We start from the raw sequence: 21,762 nt of genomic DNA on the forward strand, positions 1-21,762 counted from the left end.
ATTAGAAGTGCTATGATCACCATATGCATCAACTACTACTCAACCGCGATATTTATGACGAAGTCATGGAAAAGCGCCTGCCAGAGGCACGACGCTTTGCCTGGATTGTGACTGCAGACATTAAAGATTTACATTTAGATACAGGGCATGGATTCGAGCCCTTACTGGCACTCTTATCTCGTTTAGTAGAGAGCGGCGTTGGTGTTCGCTTAATACATGCCAAGGAACCCGGACCACGCTTCAGAAAACACTTCGATGATTACCCCGAATTATTTGAAAGCGAGTTATTTGATCGTATTCTCTGCCCGCGTGTTCATACCAAAGCCATTATTATTGACGGTATAGGTGCATTTGTCGGTAGTGCAAATCTAACCGGCGCAGGACTTGGCGCTAAACATAAAGACAGTCGTAATTTTGAAGCAGGATTTTGGTTTGAAGATCGCGAACAACTGACTGAGTTGATGGCATGGGTAGATTCACTCTACCTTGGCGAACAATGTGGCAATTGCCGCAGGCGAGATTACTGCCCAGATCCTATTGATGAGATGAATTAAACCCTTCAACAAAAGACTTTATCTTCGTTTTTAAAAATGGAAGAAAAAAACGCCTATAAGTGGGGAGGTGCCTTTCAATATAATTAAATACCAATATTTGCCAGATTTTCAAAATTAAATCGGAAATAAACACAATAGACCTGAAAATAGAGACAAACGGCCTAAATAAACACTCCAGAAATTACTTAGAGGTATATACTGCACAAAAATACCCTCCCCCAAGTTATTACCCAATAACTTAACAACTATATTCTTTAAGGAATTCACTCAATGCAACAACTCACTTCCGCTGGTCAAAATATCGTTAACGATTTGGCGCAACGTTATAACCTTAGTCAAGAAGCCGTTATTTATATGCTAGGAGCCGTCAATCAAGGCGGTGGCAGTATGGCTCAATTTAATTGCCCAGAACTCGGTGGATCAGGACAATGGATGCGAGGCGGCATGACCATGGTTGGCGACATGTTCAACAATGGTTTGAAAGCAACCGTTGATAACCTTTGCAACGAACTATCAAATGCTCTGGCTAATACACAAATGTTTCCACCAGCACCCGTAGGCTCAAGAGCAAGCAATCAATGGTGGCCGGGTGATCTTGGCTCTCCATCTAGTAGTGGCGCTCAAAATAATATTCGTTATGCCGTTTTTCCAAATCGACTTGCTATTGAACTTAATGGACAAGTGACAGTGTATGACACGCTCGACAACAATATTGGTGGTGTTAGCCAACAGCAAGGCGGCGATACATCGCTTACGTTTAGTAGTCAGTACGGCACCATCGCAGTTGATACTTTACCGATAATATCAGGCGCGGGAATTGCCCCACAAAAGCAAACTAACTTTGCTCAAGCTTCTGATGTTACCAACCAAAATAGCAATGACAACTTTAGCCCTGCGAATACAAACAACACTATGCCAGAGCAAATACCAGAGCCAATGCCTAACAACATGAACAATTTGTCAGTAGATGATTCTTCAACAGATGGAATTATTGCGCTAATTGAAAAGATAGCAAAATTACATGAATCTGGTGCTTTGACTGATGACGAATTCAACACGAAAAAAACTGAACTGCTTTCGCGTATTTAACAGAAATTTAAATATATTCAGAATAGAACAAGATTTCTCTAAGGTACTACCATGAGTTTTTATGATTTAAGCATTTATGATCCTGCTGGAAACCCGATAAATATGTCGGACTTCAACGGCAAAGCAGTGCTTATTGTAAATACCGCGACTAAATGCGGGCTAACACCCCAGTTTGATGGGCTTGAGTCTTTGTATCAAAAGTACAAAGACCAAGGCCTGATAGTCTTAGGTTTTCCATGTAATCAGTTTTTAAGTCAATCACCTGAAAGCAACGAAACAGTTGTTGAAGTGTGCAGAATAAATCACGGCGTCACTTTTCCGCTCACTGAAAAAATTGATGTTAACGGTGCAGACACTCATCCTATCTTTGTTTATTTGAAGAAAAAACTCGGCGGCATGCTTGGTAGCACTATAAAATGGAATTTCACAAAATTCCTTATTGCACCTGATGGAAAGCCATACAAACGTTTTAGTCCCAAGACAGAACCGGAAGATCTGGAAGCGGATATTATTGAAGTGTTAAAAAGCATTCACAATGCTTAATTTATAGCACCTAATCCCAAACAATTAATTTAGTAACGAAAGAAAGTTACGTAGCTATAACACAGTCAAACCCCAACTTTTCTTAGAGTTTGACTGTTTGATATGAAATTTATAGAGCTATCGCCGAGCCTTCTTCCAATTTGATAGAAAAAAACCAAGCTTCCTCATGCTCATTAGAGTCTTCTAGATACTCTAGCCTGCTGCTGATTGTATCCAATTAACAATAATATCATTGATAACAATACCAACATCCATTCGGACAATGTAGGAATTGATGTTGGGGTATAAATAACTGGGGTACTCACTCTATTATCAAGTAAGTTGAATTCCTCAACAACTTCAGAACCATTTAAAGTCTCAGCTGCTGATGTGGCTTCGTTGATAATAGGCTCACGTGTGGCAAGTTGTGCCTGCGTGATCGTCCTTAAAGCAGTACAAGTGACAGATGAATTTGGAGCGAGTTCATCAATATCCAGATCAAAATCACTATCTCCCATACAAATCATAGTGTCTGCATCAATATTTTCATCGATCACTTTTAGATTCGCCAAATCCACATTTCCGGTATTGGTAAATGTAAAGGTATAAGTAATTTCACCCGCTTCTGTGATTACTTCTGGCTCAGCAGTTTTGATCATATTATATGAAGGATTTTGTATAACGGGCGTAATGGTGCTGTTATCAGACTCATCTGTTTCTGCAAGTGAAATGATGCCTCCATTTCCATCAGGAGCTGTCGCTACTGATGTTGCAGTATTCTCTAATGCATCTCCCGCATTAATCTGATCTTGGGTCACTGTTCTCAAAGCGGTACAAGATACTGTTTCTGTGCCAACAGGCAAAGTATCAATAATCGCATCAGAATTAGCATCGTTGCTACAAGTAAGTGTTCCAGTGTCGATATTGATGTCAGTAATCACTAAATCCGTTAAATCTACATTACCATTATTTGTAAAAATAAACTCATACGTGATGACACCTGGCTCAGATATATCCTCAGGGCTTGCAGTCTTGACCATATTAAATGCTGGTGTCTGCGTTATTGGTGTCACTGTACTGTTATTTTCCAGATCAGATTCAACAACGTCTATAGTTCCATTAGGGCCTTTCACATTTGCTGTTGCGGTATTGGTTAAATCACTACCTGCGTTAATCTGTTCTTGAGTCACTTCTCTTGTTGCAGTACATACTTTAGTTGCACCAAGACCCAATGAATCTATACCCGCAATACCGTCACTATCATCGGTACACGCCAAAGTAGCAGCATCAATATTAAGATCATTTACCGTCAAATTAGTTAACAAAACATTACCTGAATTGGTAAAAGTAAATGTATAGGTAATATTACCCGGTGCTGTTATTTCAGCAGGCTCAGCAGTCTTTACCATATCAAAAGCTGGTTGCTGAACGATGCTAGTTGTTACTGAGTTATCAGCGATATTGGTTTCATTGACATCTGTAATACCGTCAGGACCTTTGACGTCAGGAGTGGCGGTATTGGTTAAGGCTATTCCAGCATTTATCTGATCTTGAGTAACTGTTCTCGTTGCAGTACATGCTTTTGTAGTAGCACCTACTTCTAGAACATCAATATTTACAGCCGTATCGCCATCCAGATCTCCCTCACAAACCAGGCTACCCGGATTAATGTCAGCATCCATGACTGTCAGATTGGTTAAATCAACATTGCCCGTATTCGTAAAAGTAAAGGTATAGATTAAGCTCCCTGGCGCACTGATATTTTGTGCACTCACCGTTTTAACCATATTAAACCCAGCATTTTGATCAACTGTCGTCGTTGCAGTGTTATCTAAGTCATCATCTTCCTCTACAACAACCGGATCACCGTTCGGAAGCGTATATCCTACATTGGCGGTAGGTACTGCTGTGTTCACCAAATCGATGCCAGAGTTAATCTGGTCTTGAGAAATTATTCTTTCAGCAGTACAGCTTTTAGTGTCTGTGCCCACGATAAGCAATGGAATACTTTCATCAGTATCTGTTTCATCATCATTGGAATCATCATCGTCTTCACAAACTAAAGAACCTGCGTCTATATCAAGGTCGCTAATACTGAGATCCAATAAATCGATATTACCGGTATTTGTAAATTCAAAGGTATAAGTAATTATTCCGGGTTCTGATATTTCACTTACATTTGCTGTCTTCACCATATTGTAACTCGGCGATTGAGTGACAGGAGTTTCAGCAGTGTTATCTGTCGTTGAGTTTTCTGTGGCAACATCTGTGCCATTTGGACCATAAGCTGTCGGTGTCGCCGTGTTGGTTAGCGTCGTTCCTGCATTGATCTGTTCCTGACTGACTGCGCGAGTAGCTGTACACGATTTCGTCGCCGTGCCTACCGGCAATGAATCTATCTGGGTTCCATTCGGACAAACCAGAGCTGAGTCAATATCATCATCAGCAACAGTCAAATTCGTTAACTCCACATTACCCGTATTGGTAAATGTAAACGTATAGGTGATGTTACCCGGTGTACTGATGCTCGCAGGACTCGCCGTCTTCACCATATTGTAACTCGGTGATTGACTAACTGTTGTTTCAGCCGTGTTATCTGCGGTGGAATCTTCTGTGACAACACCTGTGCCATTTGGACCATAAGCTGTCGGTGTCGCCGTGTTGGTTAAGGTCGTTCCTGCATTGATCTGTTCCTGACTGACTGCCCGAGTAGCGGTACACGATTGCGTCGCCGTGCCTACCGGTAATGAATCTATCTGGGTTCCATTCGGGCAATCAAGAACTGAATCAATATCATTATCAGCAACGGTCAAATTCGTTAACGCCACATTGCCCGTATTGGTAAACGTAAACGTATAGGTGATGTCACCCGGAGAACTGATGCTCGCGGGGCTTGCCGTCTTCACCATATTGTAACTCGGTGATTGAGTGACTGATGTTTCAGCCGTGTTATCTGCGGTGGAATCTTCGGTAACAACACCTGTGCCATTTGGACCATAAGCAATCGGTGTCGCTGTGTTGGTTAAGGTCGTTCCTGCATTGATCTGTTCCTGACTGACTGCACGAGTAGCGGTACACGATTGCGTCGCTGTGCCTACTGGCAATGAATCTATCTGGGTTCCATTCGGACAAACCAGAGCCGAGTCAATATCATCATCAGCAACGGTCAAATTCGTTAACGCCACATTACCCGTATTGGTAAATGTAAACGTATAGGTGATGTCACCCGGAGTACTGATACTCGCGGGGCTTGCCGTCTTCACCATATTGTAACTCGGTGATTGACTAACTGTTGTTTCAGCCGTGTTATCTGCGGTGGAATCTTCGGTAACAACACCTGAGCCATTTGGACCATAAGCAATCGGTGTCGCTGTGTTGGTTAACGTGGTTCCTGCATTGATCTGTTCCTGACTGACTGCACGAGTAGCGGTACACGATTTCGTCGCTGTGCCTACTGCCAATGAATCTATCTGGGTTCCATTCGGGCAAACCAGTGCCGAGTCAATATCATCATCAGCAACGGTCAAATTCGTTAACGCCACATTACCCGTATTGGTAAACGTAAACGTATAAGTAATGTTACCCGGAGAACTGATACTCGCAGGGCTTGCTGTCTTCACCATATTGTAACTGGGTGATTGAGTGATTGATGTTTCAGCCGTGTTATCTGCGGTGGAATCTTCTGTGACAACACCTGTGCCATTTGGACCATAAGCTGTCGGGGTTGCTGTGTTGGTTAAGGTCGTTCCGGCATTGATCTGTTCCTGACTGACTGCGCGAGTAGAGGTACACGATTTCGTCGTCGTGCCTACGGGTAATAGATCTATTTGAGTACCATTCGGGCAATCAAGAACTGAATCAATATCATTATCAGCAACAGTCAAATTCGTTAACGCCACATTACCCGTATTGGTAAACGTAAACGTATAGGTGATGTTACCCGGTGTACTGATACTCGCGGGGCTTGCTGTCTTCACCATATTGTAACTTGGACTTTGAGCAATAGTAGTTTCAGTGGTGTTATCCGTGGTGGAGTCTTCTGCTGCAAGACCTATTCCATTCGGGCCGTTTGCACTTGGCATAGCTGTATTTAATAACGGAGTTCCCGTGTTGATCTGTTCTTGAGTAACAACACGAGTTGCGGTACACGACTTCGTTGCTGTGCCTACGGGTAATAAATCTATCTGGGTTCCATTCGGGCAAACCAGTGCCGAGTCAATATCATCATCAGCAACGGTCAAATTCGTTAACGCTACATTACCCGTATTAGTAAACGTAAAGGTATAGGTGATACTGCCTGGCTCACTGATACTCGCAGGACTCGCCGTCTTCACCATATTGTATCTTGGCGATTGTGCTATTGGTGTGCTGGTGCTGTTATCTGAAGTATCAGATTCAGAAACCGGAGAAATTCCATCTAAATCTGTGGCTGACGCTGTAGCAGAATTAGTTATTGCCGTACCTGCATTTATTTGTGCCTGTGAAATTGTTCTCTCAGCAGTACACGTTTGAACACCATCAATTGCAAGATTATCAATAGCCCCATCTGAGTCAGAGTCGCCATTACAGACCAATGAATTTACATCTATATCAGGGTCATTTACCGCTAAATTTGTCAGGTCAATATTACCTATATTCGTAAAAGTAAAAACATAAGTAATAATACCGGGAACTGTTATCGAGGAAGGTACTGTCGTTTTTTCCATGTTGAACGATGGATTTCTCGGTAAGGTCACTATGGTGGGGTCGTCGGGTTCACCATCTCCATTAATATCGACATTATCTGCATCTGTAGGATCATCGGATACATCACTTGTGGAACCTGTCCCAGTAGGCCCATCTGCAGTAACTGTTGCTGTATTCGTAATGGTCCCTAAATCCATATCTTCTTGAGTTATTTCATAAGTACCAGTTATTGAATTATCTGACCCGCCAACAGCTATACTAATAGGGTTACCAGAGATTGAAACAGCAGAGTTTGTATCTACAACCACTATATTAGTTAAATCAACGCCACCAGTATTTTTAACATTAAAGATATAAGTAATCTCATCGCCAACTCCACCCACTTCTCCATCACTGTTAGTATCGGAAAATGCGGCAGCAGTTTTCTCTAATTCGATTAAAGGAATTAATAAGGTCTCAGTTTCAGCCACTTCAGGCTCATTCCTCTCATTTGGACTGCTACCCGGAACTGTCGTTGAAATTGTATTGGTTGCCGTATTATCAATAGTGGAAATACCTGGTTGAACGGGGACTGTGAACACGAAGGAGATTGTTTCACTAGGTTCTATAGAATTCGTGGGGGCCGTTGCACTATCATCCGTTGTCATTAAAACTGTAGTTTCAGTTGGATTAGGTCCGGAAACTGTGGTCAAAGTGAATCCAGCTGGAACTGTTGTTGGAATAATTTGGCTAGTATCCCAATTTGCTAAATCTAGAACATCTTCAATCTGAATATCATAAGCGCTAGCTGTTCCGGTATTCTCTAAGTCAATTGTGATTGTTGCCAATCCATTATCAACAGTCATCGTTTTATTAATAAGCATTTTAGGCTCAACAATATCGACAATCGCAGTATCAGTTAGATTCTGTACAGTTGATGCAGCATCAGTATAGCTAAAAGTAGCTGAATTAACGGGCTGTGCCCCATCGACATTCGATACGTTGTCGGTCACTACGCCCGTTACTGTAACCGAGATTAAGTCATCAGATGTATCAACGTTATCTGGTAGATTTGTTACCGTACCAAAATCAATAGTAAAACCATCATTAGCTGGATTGACACTTACATCAGACAAACTAGTAGAAACCTTATTGCCAAGGGTAACAATTGGAGGCCCTGCCATTTCAATAACACCATCAGTGCCCGACGGCATTACATCGGTCAGAATTACATTCTTAGTGGTGCCCTCAGGGAATTTCAGGGAAATAGTATAAGTAACCTCTTCACCTATTGCTAAATCCTGTAAGTTAGCACCATGTTGACTTTGACCCGTATCAGATAAACTACTTGCAGTAACTTCTTTCACCATCATACTTGGCGCAGAAACAATGACATCTGCTGTAGCATTGTCAGTTGAACTTCGGGTTTCAGTGGCAACAAATACCGGTGTGGAATCATATTCTAAAGCCACTGAATTCTGTAAAGTCTGCCCAGGAGTCGCTAAAGTATCGACAAGCACTTCATAAGTAATCGTACAACTTCCAGTGGCAGTATCCAATGTGGGCACATCAAAAATCACATTAAATGGGAATGCCCCACTAGCGCTCGAATCTACAACTGTACCTATGCAGGTGCCACCAATATTTCCATCACCATTCCATTGCATTACTGTTGTCGAACCGTCGTTCGCCAGGGTATCAATCAATTGAATGTTGAAAGCATCTGCGTTTGAATCTGCGTCATGACTGACTTCAATCTCAAAAGTAACCACATCGCCTGCATCAACTATAAATGGCGAAGCCGCAGGAGTTGCTTGTTTAGAAATACTTAATTTTGGTTCAACAATATCAATAGCTACAGAACCGCTTACCATCTGGCCAGAACCAAAGGAAATTACAGCTGTGTTTACAACATCATCGTCAGTTCCTGTGTTAACTGTTGCATCCGTCACAACAGCAACGACTCCAAACACTATTTCATCATTCGTATCATTTGATCCGTCTGGTGTATTCACAATGGTTCCTAGATTCCACTCAGCAAGGTCTGGCTCACCATCATTATTACTATCGCAGGCGTTAGCGAGTGAACAATCATCCCCAACATCACCAGCTGAAGCAGTTAATCCAAGATTGCTACCAATACTAACAATTCTGGAGCTAATCTTTCTTAACACCACTCCTGTGTTTGGCAACTGATCAGTGATTATGACTGAGTTTGATTCTCCTTCTGGTATGGTCGCCGTAAATCTATAAGTAACTCTTTCACCAATCGTTACATCCTCTTCAAGACCATTAACACTCGCATCAGAAGTTACTTCTGAAGTTTCAAAAACCACTTTAGAAACACCTGGGCTTGATACAGTAATCTGGTGATCATCATTTATAGAATAATTTCGTTCATTGGCATCATCATCTGCAACCAAGCTATCCCATTGCAGATTAGCAGTATTCGTAATTATTTGATTAGGATTAACTGAATTATCAAGTTTTGCATCAAAAGTGAGTTCGCAAACATCTGTTTTAGGGAGGTTATCAAAGCGTGCATTAATTCCCACTACAGTGGGATCGCTATCATCCAGAGTAGCCATTACTGAACAACTAGCTAAAGTCGACTGTTGTAAGGAACCATCAACATAAACCAAACCAGCTGGTATCAGATCCGTAACGATAAGGTCGAACGCTTCCTGAGTAGAAGCGGAACTATGGTTAACACGTAGAGTAAAAGTAACATCATCAGCAGCATCGGCTGTTGTTGTAGTACTACTCTTATTAATTTCAAGCAGTGGTTCAACAACATCAAGAGCGACTAAAGAGGTATCTGTTAAACCTGGACCAAAGCTAATAGAAGAAATGTTTCTTGCACGGTCACCACTTGTATTTTTAACGTTATCAACAATCCTACCAGTAACCACAATAATTATTCTTTCGTCATTATCGTCATTGTTATCTATACCATCTATCGAGCTGTTTACTACTTTGCCAAAATCCCAAACTACCCTATCAAGTATCCCATCACCGAGACGAGCATCACTTACTACTCCAACAGGTGTATTCGCGGTTGTTAGACTGCTTCCTATTGACACGCTATCTACAGATACGAATTCCATAACAACGGCTGCATTTGCAGGAAAATTATCTGTGACGACAATTTCTTCACTGGTGCCCTCAGGAACAGTTATCGTCAAGCTATAAGTAGCAGTTTCACCAATGGACAGGTCTATTGTTCCTGTTCTATCTTCAGCTTTGGTCGTTGTCGTTTCGGAAGTGCTTTCTGATAATTTTTTTATAACAACTTCACGAATATCAATCGTGGCACTATCCTCTACATCGTAATCATTTCCACTACCACATTCAGGGTTAGTTGCAGAAGTTCTTTCGCAGCTATCTGCATTATAAATAGAAATGGGACCAGCCACAGTGCCTGCCTGACTAGTCCAGTCAATATCTACGGTATTATTCAAGCTTACCCCAGCTGTAACTGCCACATCTAAAACCACTTGATATTGATAGTGACAATCATCTGTAGCCGTAAAACTTAAAGCCGTAGCAGTTAAGACACCTAGGGTTGTATCGTCAGTTACAATCAGACTACAGCTACCTGATACTTGCTGAAGTGAATTAGCCACATAAGTGACATTTGATGGCAGCGTGTCGATTAATATCACATCATAAGCAGTAGTTAAGTTTGTACCTTCTTGACGAATATGCCAGTCATAAGTAACGGTATCTCCTGCATCGTAAGGACCCACTCCGGATGCGACAGTTTTATCGACAACAATATTAGGCTCTAAAATTGTTATATCGTCTGCGGAAGTATTACCACTGCTCGAGTTAGTGCTCGTTATTATTGCGGTATTATTTAAAGTATCACCAGCATTGGCATTTGTGTCATTAACAACAACAACATCATATGCAATTTTTATAGTTTCTATTTGAGAGTTATCATTATTACTGTTAACAACAGTACCTAAATTTAAATCTAAGGTCCTACCATTGTTGCTAATATTAAAAACACTCGTGTTAGAAGTTACATCAGCGCTACGATCAATGGTGTGAGTATTTACATTTACAAATGCTAAACCAGGGTCGAGCTGATCATGCAGCAAAACATCGTTTAATGTTAACTCAGGAACGGTATAAGTAATCTCATACCTAATGATGTCGCCGATAGTAAAAGTAGTTCCAGAAGTTAAAATCGTTTTTTCTATTTCTGGTGCACTTATAGTTATCGTTGCATCATCTGTGACAGCAGGAAATAATGCTTCACCTATATCAGAGGTCCAAACCGCAGAACTTGTATTTGTAATTATTTGATTAGCGACAACAGCCTGAGAAACATTACAAGCGATCCTTATGAGTGCAGTATCAGTACTATAAGGAGCCCCACCATCTATTGGATCTCCATCATTTTGTTCAAGTTGGTCTGTAAGGTTTATGACCCCATTAAAAGTTGGTGATACTGAGTAAGCTAAGCTTGTCCCATTTCCATTTACAACAGAGACTACACTACAATTTTCTAACAAATTTGCTGGCAGGCCAAGATCATCAGCAACCTGAATACTCCTCGCTGGGGCACCACCAATATTCTCTACAGTAATCTCATAAGTAATAGTGTCACTTGCATCAGCAGCTATCAGATTTGAATCAACAGGCACAGTTGCCGCATCGATAACGCTATTCGAATTTGTCGAACTTACTACACCCTTTGTTATTTCAAGAACGGGAGCACCAACTTTAATACCTGCTAAACCCAAATTCACAATTGCCGCAGGTGTTGGCGTATTGCTGGTGGATGCCTGAAATAAATTAGAAAGACTGAGATTATCAGCAAAAGGTTGCGTCCCAACCTTGATATCTATATCAACAGCTAAAACTTGAGGACTAATAGTACTAACGTCTGGCCAATTTATTGATAATTTATTCGCCACAGAGTCTATTGATATATTTGTGGGAACAATACCCAAAGTATCTGAGGCTGCTAGTCGAATATCACTACCAAAAGCCAAATTTAAAGTACTTACATCGAAAACTGGTAAAGGAAAAAAATCATCAAAAACAATATTTGATGTATCCCCAGATGGAATACTCATCGTTAGTCTAAAAGTAACTACATCTCCGGGTTGGTATTCTGTTTGAGCATTCAAAATCTCTTTAGTTAAAGCTAACGGGCGTATTGAAACGGTAGCACTACTAACATCCGAACAATTACTTGCGCCTTCAACTAATCCATAATTTATTAATGCACTATTGGTTAAAAAATCATTAGCTTTAACGGGTGTATTAGGGTTTGTATAGAATTGAGCGATATCAGCCGTGTAAACTATTGTGATTTCTGAAGCTGGCGGCAAATCACCTGAAACTGCATGAATATCGTAAACAACCCCAATTGTTCCATCTGTGTTATTGGTCACTACTGGTACAATCGTAAGCGGACCAGTTGGACCTGTCACTGAAACGGCATTGAAGTTTTCCAAACCATCTGGCAACAAATCATTAAAAACCAAACTATTTACGGTACCAAAATCTGAGGTTTGCAAATTAACTGTGTAAGTTAAAGAATCACCGGGCGAAACATAACTTGGTGCGACTCCCGGGGTCACAGATTTCTGCATTACAACGTGTGATGTTGTAAGCGTTTCTTCTGAAGTGATCGTTGTAATCGCAGTGTTAGTGCTGGTTACAGAATCATACCTTTGGGCATCAAAACTGGACGTATTCGTGATTACATCACTACTACAAGCAGACTCTTCAAGTACGTCTGTTACAAAAGCCTGATAAGAAACGACAACATCGTTATCAACCGCCGTGCCGGTGGCATTGACACAATCGACCTTGATAGTTTGGCCGTTTACCGAAGGTACACACCCATTTCCACCTGTAACACTTAACGATCCTGCAACATACTGTAATTGACTTGGCAAAACATCATTAAACTCAAGGTTTGAAATAGTATTACCATTAGCGATATCTGCCACTAACTGATACGACACCGGCCAACTAGAGCCTGGAGTACTTTCTCCTTCGTCTGCGCTCATAACCTTTTCAAAGTCCACCAAAGAAGGTGTAACTGAAGTAGTTTCTGTAGAACCAGAAATTGGGCCATTATCACCCGTAGCCGTATCCCCAAACTGAAAAACAGGTGTGGAAGTAATTGTGAGTTGATCGCCTATAACCACATCATCAGCGATATCTGCACAAACGTTTATATATAAATCTGGCCCACCTGTAACTATTGAACCTATAGGAGGTTGAATAATTATTAAGCTATTTCCATTCGTCCCTGTGACAGTTTCATTGGTTAATGGATCGATAAGATCAGGAGGGAAAGTACCTACATTTTGAGTAGAAACTGGGTTATCGAGAAAAGTCGATGAAGAAAATGAAATGCCAGCAGGTAGCTGTAATTGTAAATAAGGGCCATACCCAACATCACCAGTATTAGCGAGAGAGACATCAAAACAAAACTCTTCACCTGCGAATGAGACTGCGGGAACATCTGAAAGATCAGCCGTAGGTTCCGGTGCTGCATGAACGATACTTTGAAATGCAAATACAACAAGCATCATCGAGACAACTTTTAACAAGCCCATTTTTTACCCTTTTTTATATATCCTTATAATAAATAGCCTTGTTTTTATAATTCTTATATAGCTATGCAATTTGTGTCGTCTCTATGTGTGAATGTTCAGATTATATTTTTTGTTAAACCGACAAAACATCTCACTGCGAGCATTTTTTCATAATACCTTAGTCTGACTAGATAAAAAAAGCCATACTCGAAACTAACTGTAAAACAGTGCTTCGTCGATCACACAGCTATGCTTATGTTATTAAAATTTCGTCAGGGATAAATTTATTAAACAAAATGAAATCTTTCCATACTCTACATAACCCTTAATCTATTTCAAAGGCACCCCCCCTACTTATAGGGCTTTTTTAAACGCAATCTCATTTATAACCAACATGATTATCAAACCATATTAAAACGTGCTGAAGTCATTCACAAAAATCAAACGAGATAAAGGGCAAACCCTTTCTCATTAATGTTTTACTAAACGCAGCTGCTTGAGAAGAAATCCCAAGCAACCGCTCTCATAGAACCTTACTATTAAGTTATCTGATTGATTAGCTTTGAGATTGCAAATAATTCTGCAGGCCGATTTTATCGATTAAACCTAGTTGCTGTTCTAACCAGTAAGCATGATCTTCTTCAGTATCTTTTAATTGTAGAAGCAACATATCTCTGGATACAAAGTCTTTTTCTTCTTCGCATATTTTGATTGCGGCTTTCAGATCATCGGCAACTTTATACTCTAAAGCCAAATCGCTTTTTAACATGCTTACTACATCGCTACCGATGTTGATTTGTTCTTGTTTATTGAGGTCTGGAGTTTCTTCAAAAAAGAGGATTCTTTTAATCATCGCATCAGCGTGATCAGTCTCTTCCTGCATTTCGTGATGAATGCGTTCATATAGTTTTGATAGCCCCCAATCTTCATACATTCTTGAATGTATGAAGTATTGATCTCTCGCTGCAAGTTCACCCGCCAGTAACTCTTTTAATATAGCAATTACTTTGTTACTGCCTTTCATTCCTGCTCTCCCATTTTGCTTTGCGTATAATTCTCAATCCCTGTATTTTCTATTTGCCATTGCTGGGTTTCGAGCCAATCTAGAGAGTCTTCTTCATAAGTCAGTATGCTTTCTAACAGTTCACGAGACACATAATCTTGCTGATCTTCGCAGGATTTTATTGCCTCTCTTAACTGCTCAATGGTTGCTTCAACCATCTTGATATCATTTTCGATAATCTCTTCAGTATCTTCACCTATAAATAATTTTCCTAAGTCCTGCAGGTTTGGCAAACCTTCCATGAATAGAATTCTTTCAATTAGGCTGTCAGCGTATTTCATCGCTTTAATCGAACGTTTGTATTCATCGGAATTAAGGCTTTTCAAGCCCCAGTGATTCAACATCCTTGCATGAAGAAAATATTGATTAATTGCGGTTAATTGATTTTTAAGTGCAGCATTTAGAATGCTTTTCTGGTTTCCGTTAAATTTCATGTCGGTTCCTTTTCTTGTGTCCTTTTAATGGCTTATTGCTTTATAAATTCTAAGATACAAATAATATCCATTCTCACTTGCAAATACAAATGAGAATGATTATTATTCGTTTACTATAACCTATCAACGAGGATATGCCATGTATGTATGCAATTGTAACGCAGTGACAGTAAAACAGATAAAACGCGCATTGTCAGAGGGTTGTAATGGGTATGAAGGTATCTGCAATAAGCTTGGAGTAGGTTCTTGTTGCGGTAAATGTCGTGAGCATGCGTGTGAAGTAATAGACGAACACATTGTTGAGATGTCATCGCTTAAAACGTTAACCACCCAAAACACTTCTCTTGCAGCTAGCCCTAATATTTTAGCTGCAGTTTGATATCGATTTAAATTTAATACAATAATTTTATGGAAAGTAACAATAAAAAAATAATATCCAATCCATCTAACACTGTTGATGTATCGCAGCTAATGAATGGACAAAATAAAATGATTTTAGAGCATAAGGAAAAACCCTATTTATTAAGTATCACCCGTAGAGGGAAACTTATACTCACTGCACATCAACCTCCCCCGACACATTCTAATAAAGACCTTTAAAAATATTCCTCAAGCAGGAGTATTTTCACCTTTTAAACGTCAGCCAGTGAATAACATCGACATCGACACCAGCCATACGTTTTTTCATTTACACTGGAGAATACAATAATCATGTTCAAAAAAACTTTACTTGTAGCGATCTCAGCATCGTTACTTTCCCTCGCGTCTTTATCGACCTTGCCTGCTTACGCAAAAGAAGTAAGCAATAAAGAGGTTATAGAGAATTATGCAACCATTGCTTTAGCAGGATTCAGCGATTCTTTAAACAGCGCTAAAAAACTTAAATTAGAAATAGATGCTTTTGTTGCCAACCCTTCAGAAGCAGGTTTCAAAGCAGCTAAACAAGCCTGGTTAGCGGCACGTGTACCTTACGGCCAAACAGAAGTTTTCAGATTTGGTAATCCGAATGTTGATGAGTGGGAAGGACAAGTCAATGCATGGCCATTAGACGAAGGCTTAATTGATTACGTTGCAAGTAACTATGAACACGAAGATGGCAATCAATTTGCCGCTGCAAACATCGTATCGGGAAAAGAAAAAATAGATGCTGCGTTGCTTAAATCTTTTCATGAAAAAGGCGGCTCTGAAGCGAATGTTGCAACCGGATACCACGCAATAGAATTTTTATTATGGGGACAAGATCTCAATAAAGACCCTAAATCAGCAGGTACACGAAGCTACACCGATTACGCGAAAGGCAAAGATTGCACCAACGGCAACTGTGATCGTCGCGCTGAATATTTAACGGCTACCGCCCAATTACTGGTTACTGATTTACAAGACATGGTCGCTGACTGGCAAGCAGATAAAGACAACTACCGCGCAACATTCATGAAACTCTCTGAAAAAGAAGCATTACGCAGAATGTTGTTCGGCATGGGTAGTTTAAGCCTGGGTGAATTAGCCGGTGAACGTATCAATGTAGCATTGCTCGCTCACTCTCAAGAAGATGAACACTCATGTTTTAGTGACAATACCCATACTGATATTGCCGAAAACGCACGCGGTATTAACAATGTATTTAATGGACGTTACTCACGAATTGATGGCACCACCATTAAAGGTGCAAGTCTTGCTCAACTGGTTGAAGCGAAAGATAAGAAGCTAAGTGACTCACTTAAAACCAAGCTGACAACAACCGAAAATAAGATTAACGCCATTGTAAAAGCTGCAAATTACGGCGAGCATTTTGATCAACAAATCAAAAGCGAAAACAAAGTGGGCAACGCACGCATTCAAGCGGTGATTGAATCTTTACGTAATCAGACTGTTGATATTGAAGCAACGGCTAAGGTTCTTGGCATCAGCAATCTGAATTCTGAAACCAGCGAATCGTTTTCTCAAAACTAAACCATTAAAAAGAAACCAGAAAATACCGATTGAAATACATTCTGGTTTTAATGGTCAATTTTGATCTTGTTAAAGTGCTTGAGGAAACTCAGGCACTTTGGCGTTACTGTTAGACCTTGTAAAAGTACTTATAAATGAAAAAAGTTATTCTAGTTGCATCGCTGTTTTTGATGCTACCAAACCTGGCGGAAACCGACCCAGCATTGTTATTTAATGGCGGAAATAGGTTATCTGGCGGAGAAACAAGCGTTTTTGACACCAGTCATAATGCTTTTTCATTACCTGCGCGCAATCTGGGCATATTAAGGCGTGATAACTTTTTCATAGGTAATGCTTTTTTCAAACAACCTTGGGTAAGCGCACCCGCTTCAACTTCCGCACGCGACGGTTTAGGTCCTTTATTTAACATCAATACCTGTCAGGGCTGTCATGTAAAAGACGGTCGAGGCAGACCACCAATTAGTGATGGTGAGTCTCTCATATCAGCACTTGTTCGAATCAGTGTTCCTGCTAAAACTGATGAGCAAAAAAAAGAAGCCGCAAAAAAAGGCGTAGCAACTGAGCCCAACTACGGAGACCAGTTACAAACCAATGCCATTCACGGAATCAAAAAGGAAGGCGATGCAGACATAAAGTATGTCGAAATTAAAGGCCAGTACAGTGATGGTGAATCCTACATTTTGATCAAACCAACGCTTACATTGAGCGAATTAAATTACGGTGAATTACACCCTGACAGCTTATTCTCGATACGCACAGCACCTGCAATGGTAGGTCTGGGCTTATTAGAGGCAATCAAAGAAGAAGATATACTCGCTTTAGCCGATAAGGATGATACTAATTCGGATGGTATATCAGGTCGACCTAACTGGGTCTGGGATGTAAAACAAAAGAAAAAAGCACTCGGACGCTTTGGCTGGAAGTCCAACCAACCAACCGTTGAACAACAATCTGCTGGCGCTTTTCTAGGAGATATGGGCTTAACAAGTTCTTTATTTCCAAATCAAAACTGTTCTGGTGTTCAGCAAAAATGTCAACAAGCCCCAGATGGTGGCAAGCCAGAAGTTACCGACGAAATCTTATCTAAAGTTGTTTTTTACGCGTCTATGTTAGGCGTTCCCGCACGCAGAGATGTCGACAATATCAAGGTTAAGCTGGGACAAAAGTTATTTACTGATACGGGTTGTGCTAGTTGTCATACGAGCCAGTTTACAACCGGCAATTCTGAAAAATTTCCAGAGTTATCTGGGCAAAAAATTCACCCTTATACCGATCTATTATTGCACGATATGGGAGAAGGTTTAAGCGATAACCGCCCCGATTTTGACGCAGCAGGAAACGAATGGCGCACCCCCCCACTTTGGGGCATTGGTTTGGTTGAGAAAGTAAACAAACACACTCGATTTTTACATGATGGACGTGCCAGAAACCTGACTGAAGCGATCTTATGGCACGGCGGCGAAGCAAAGCAGAGCAAAGAAAAATTTGCGGCACTGGCGAAACAGGAACGAGAAGCTGTCATCGCTTTTCTCAAATCACTCTAATTTTTTACTTACTTTTCATATCGAAGATCTAATCTCATGAAACTGAATAAACTTGAACCAATAAAAATAATAATTCTTAGTGTACTTTTCACAATATGCTGCTTGTTAATACTTTCTTTATTTAAGAACGCCTGGGCAGATAAAAGCAATGCAAACACGCCACAACATACGGCAAATATAGAGATAACAAAAGCTGATCGACAAATGCTGCTCAGCTCGATCAGCAAAAATGCGATGCTACCAATTTTTAAAGAATTGAAACTAGCCAGCAATACTCTGTATCAACAGACACAACAATTTTGTGGCGCAAAGACTGAGGACTCTTTATCAAAATTACGACAATCATGGAATACAACCGCCAATGCCTGGCAACAAGTTGACAGTCTCGCATTTGGACCAACGACTGACGAAAACATCGATTTTGGCGTGTACTTCCTACCTATCAAAAAAGGCATCATCAAAGAATTATTACAACGCGACACACTAAGCAAAAAAGATATTGATGCCGCTGGAGTTGGTGCTCAAGGCTTAGGTGCTTTGGAATACATCTTATTTTCCAGAGAACAAAGCACAGCCCAAATACTACAAAGTTTTACCGATCAGCCACAACGTTGCGAATACTTACAACTGACCACTGAATTATTAAATGACAATATCAACACTATCAGCAACCAGTGGGAGCATTACGGCGTCCAGTTTGGTTTAGCAGGAAATAATAGCCTGTATTTTTTAGAGTCATCAGAAGCGATGACCATTTTAGTCAACAAGCTCTATCAATCGGCACAGAAAGTTTCAAATAAGAAACTAGGACTGCTGGATAGCAAAAACGAAATCAAAAACTCCACACCTTACAAACTCCATGCATGGCGAAGTGGCGACAGCCTCGATCAGGTTAAAGCTAATATCATCGGAATAAAGCGGATTTTAAAAAACGGTGAAGTATTGCAGTGGCTAAACCAGCAAAACAAGCAGCAACTGGCTACAGATCTCGAGCAGTTGATGGATAGTATCGTGCAACAAAAACTGAAAGAGAAAGACCTTTTTGATGCCATAAAAACCTCTCCCGAAAGCTTACAACCCTTAGTGTCAAACAGTAAAAAACTCACTGAGTTGATTAAAGCCCAACTTGCGCCTTCATTGGGTGTAGAGCTCGGATTTAATGACAATGATGGCGACTAATACAACAATATTTGACTATAGAAAAAGATGAATCGTCGTCAATTTACATTATTCGCGCTTGCCTCTGCGTTCACAGGGGCTGCATCAGCATCCAGTGGCGGAAAAGCTCTTAAGAACATTATTGAGTCGGAGGATAATACTGACCTAAAAAATCATTCGAAAAGCCAGTCTACGGATGTATTTGGTGCTTATGATGATGAGAATGGTCAGCACTTTGTCACTTGTTTAAACCTCATTGATAACAAACTCAGCGGCGAAAAACTCGATTCATTGCAGATTCCTTTTCGCGCGCACGACACCATCCCATTATCAAAAGGTAGGTCGCTATCTTTTGCTCGCAGACCTCATAATCAAATGATTATCAGCGACTTCGCGACAAAAGAACAACGTATTATTAATGCTAACGAAGGCCGACATTTCTATGGTCATGGCTGCATTGATATTTCCAGAAACACATTGTTTGCCACTGAAAATGATTATGACAATGCCAGAGGTGTAATCAGTCTTCGCGATGCTCACAATTTCAAACAGTTAGGCGAATACGAAAGTTGTGGCATAGGCCCTCACGATATTCACTTAATGCCAGATAACAAAACACTGGTCGTTGCCAATGGTGGAATCGAGACGCATCCAGACTTTGGTCGCCGCAAATTAAATATTAAAACGATGCAGCCTTCGCTGACCTTTATTGATATTGACTCGGGTAAAAAGATTGATGAGTACCGCCTTTCAAATCATAAACTGAGTATTCGCCATTTAATGGTTACCGCAGATGGCGGTGTTGCCGTGGGAACACAATATCAAGGGCAACCAATTGATGGCACGCCAGACTATCTGCTCGCATGGATAGATAAAAACACTGACGGCTTGCAAACATTCGATAATAACAGGCAGTTCACCAAAGATTGCAGAGGGTATATTGCTGATGTCGCCGTTGATACACATGCACAAATCATGGCAGCAACATCCCCTCGTGGTAACAATGTGAGCTTTTGGAGCATTCCAAATCGGACGCTACTGAAAACAATCGAAATATCAGGCCCCAGTGGCCTTTGTTTCAATTCAAAAGACCAGGAATTTCTGGTTTCTAACGACAAGGGTGTTGTTTTTAAAATACCACTCAATTCAAACCAATTTATAGCCACTCAGTTACAGACATTCCCGGTCAAATGGGATAACCACATGTACATAAGCGTGTAACTGATAGCCAATAATTATAATTTTAAACAAAAGCGGAGTTATAAATGAAAAAGAAAATACTATCTTTAGTGATAGCGGGGCTATTACCAGTAAGTTATTCACATACACTTTATGCAGAAACCACAATCAGCGGATCGATTGAAGCAGAAGCTAATTTCACCGAAGATGAAGATGATACTGGCGTTACTGTAGAAGTAGGCCTCGACCATAAAGTCAGTGATAAAGTGGATGGTCACCTGTTATTAAAATACGAGCAGGATGACGAAGATGATGATGTATACGTCGATGAAGCCGTAATCAATTTACACCCAACAGATTCAATGGACATCGTGGTAGGTCGTCAATACGTTCCGTTTGGTCGTTTCGATACCAATATGATCTCTGACCCTATCACTTTAGATTTAGGCGAAACACGCGAAGAAGCAGCACTTATCACTCAGAAATTTGGTGGTTTTGGTGCATCAGCCTATGTATTTAAAGACAAAGCAGATGGCGCTAACGATAAAATTGACAATTACGGTGTTGATTTCGCCTATGAAAATGAGCAATTTTCAGCAGGTGTCGGTTACATATCTGATGTCGCAGACACTACTGTTGAAGGTATAAATGTTCATGCAAAACTATCACTAGGTAAAGCTAGCATCATTGCAGAACATATGCGTCTTGATGATATCGCTGGTGTAAACCCAAATGCGAGCCACCTGGAATTTGCCTTTGACCTAGGTAATGACAAAGTAATTGCAGCGACTTATCAGGAATCATCAGATGCATCAGTATTAGATCTTCCTAAAGAAGTGGTCGGTATCAGCTACAGCATGCCTGTTTATAAAAACACCAGCGTGGCTGCAGAATACCTGAACAGTACTGATTATGATGATGAAGATTCTGATGTCATTAATTTAAAACTTACCTATGAGTTTTAATAAACAAACAATATCAGTGACAAAATAACAGTGATAAGAAGATAAAAAACTTTCGCCCATGGCATATGCT

The 21,762-nt window shown here is 40.5% G+C and carries 13 protein-coding genes; 10 read left to right on the forward strand and 3 right to left on the reverse strand.

What is annotated here, in order from left to right:
* The first annotated feature begins 23 nt into the window (after window positions 1–23).
* From EV695_RS19275 to EV695_RS19285, 3 genes are all read left to right on the forward strand, one after another.
* On the forward strand, window positions 24–554 hold the full coding sequence (locus EV695_RS19275; protein ID WP_131907635.1) for a phospholipase D-like domain-containing protein: 531 nt from the start codon (window positions 24–26) through the stop codon (window positions 552–554).
* A 270-nt stretch (window positions 555–824) separates the two neighbouring features.
* Window positions 825–1,643, forward strand: coding sequence for an SHOCT domain-containing protein (locus tag EV695_RS19280; RefSeq protein ID WP_131907636.1), 819 nt, complete (start codon window positions 825–827; stop codon window positions 1,641–1,643).
* A 51-nt stretch (window positions 1,644–1,694) separates the two neighbouring features.
* The gene (locus EV695_RS19285) at window positions 1,695–2,186 is read left to right on the forward strand and encodes a glutathione peroxidase (protein ID WP_131907637.1); all 492 of its coding nucleotides are present in this window, start codon (window positions 1,695–1,697) and stop codon (window positions 2,184–2,186) included.
* A gap of 173 nt (window positions 2,187–2,359) precedes the next feature.
* On the opposite strand, the gene EV695_RS19290 is transcribed toward EV695_RS19285, so the two are convergent.
* The 3 genes from EV695_RS19290 to bfr (EV695_RS19300) all read right to left on the reverse strand — a co-directional run bounded on the left by EV695_RS19290 (window position 2,360) and on the right by bfr (EV695_RS19300) (window position 14,896).
* Entirely contained in the window at window positions 2,360–13,420 is an 11,061-nt protein-coding gene (locus EV695_RS19290) for an isopeptide-forming domain-containing fimbrial protein (protein WP_131907638.1), read from the reverse strand.
* A 535-nt stretch (window positions 13,421–13,955) separates the two neighbouring features.
* Window positions 13,956–14,423 carry a bacterioferritin gene (bfr, locus tag EV695_RS19295; protein WP_131907639.1) on the reverse strand — a complete coding sequence of 156 codons (468 nt, stop codon included), beginning with the start codon at window positions 14,421–14,423 and terminating at the stop codon, window positions 13,956–13,958.
* The gene (gene bfr / locus EV695_RS19300) at window positions 14,420–14,896 is read right to left on the reverse strand and encodes a bacterioferritin (protein WP_131907640.1); all 477 of its coding nucleotides are present in this window, start codon (window positions 14,894–14,896) and stop codon (window positions 14,420–14,422) included. Before bfr (EV695_RS19300) ends, bfr (EV695_RS19295) begins: the two co-directional genes overlap by 4 nt.
* A 139-nt stretch (window positions 14,897–15,035) precedes the next feature.
* Here bfr (EV695_RS19300) and EV695_RS19305 point away from each other — a divergent pair, with 139 nt between their 5' ends.
* The 7 genes from EV695_RS19305 (at window position 15,036) to EV695_RS19335 (ending at window position 21,692) form a co-directional block, all read left to right on the forward strand.
* On the forward strand, window positions 15,036–15,275 hold the full coding sequence (locus EV695_RS19305; protein WP_131907641.1) for a (2Fe-2S)-binding protein: 240 nt from the start codon (window positions 15,036–15,038) through the stop codon (window positions 15,273–15,275).
* Window positions 15,276–15,304: 29 nt separating this feature from the next.
* The gene (gene hemP / locus EV695_RS20565) at window positions 15,305–15,496 is read left to right on the forward strand and encodes a hemin uptake protein HemP (RefSeq protein WP_131907642.1); all 192 of its coding nucleotides are present in this window, start codon (window positions 15,305–15,307) and stop codon (window positions 15,494–15,496) included.
* A gap of 111 nt (window positions 15,497–15,607) precedes the next feature.
* Window positions 15,608–16,846, forward strand: a complete 1,239-nt coding sequence (locus tag EV695_RS19315; RefSeq protein ID WP_131907643.1) for an imelysin family protein — start codon at window positions 15,608–15,610, stop codon at window positions 16,844–16,846.
* Window positions 16,847–16,980: 134 nt separating this feature from the next.
* The gene (locus EV695_RS19320; RefSeq protein ID WP_131907644.1) at window positions 16,981–18,390 is read left to right on the forward strand and encodes a di-heme oxidoreductase family protein; all 1,410 of its coding nucleotides are present in this window, start codon (window positions 16,981–16,983) and stop codon (window positions 18,388–18,390) included.
* 102 nt (window positions 18,391–18,492) lie between these two features.
* A complete protein-coding gene (locus EV695_RS19325) occupies window positions 18,493–19,569 on the forward strand; it encodes an imelysin family protein (RefSeq protein ID WP_165874762.1) in 1,077 nt (358 codons plus the stop codon).
* A 27-nt stretch (window positions 19,570–19,596) separates the two neighbouring features.
* A complete protein-coding gene (locus tag EV695_RS19330) occupies window positions 19,597–20,769 on the forward strand; it encodes a DUF1513 domain-containing protein (RefSeq protein WP_131907646.1) in 1,173 nt (390 codons plus the stop codon).
* 44 nt (window positions 20,770–20,813) lie between these two features.
* Window positions 20,814–21,692, forward strand: coding sequence for an LbtU family siderophore porin (locus EV695_RS19335; protein WP_131907647.1), 879 nt, complete (start codon window positions 20,814–20,816; stop codon window positions 21,690–21,692).
* Window positions 21,693–21,762: the final 70 nt, after the last annotated feature.

Origin of the sequence: Cocleimonas flava, from assembly GCF_004339015.1 — a bacterium.
Lineage (GTDB): Bacteria > Pseudomonadota > Gammaproteobacteria > Thiotrichales > Thiotrichaceae > Cocleimonas > Cocleimonas flava.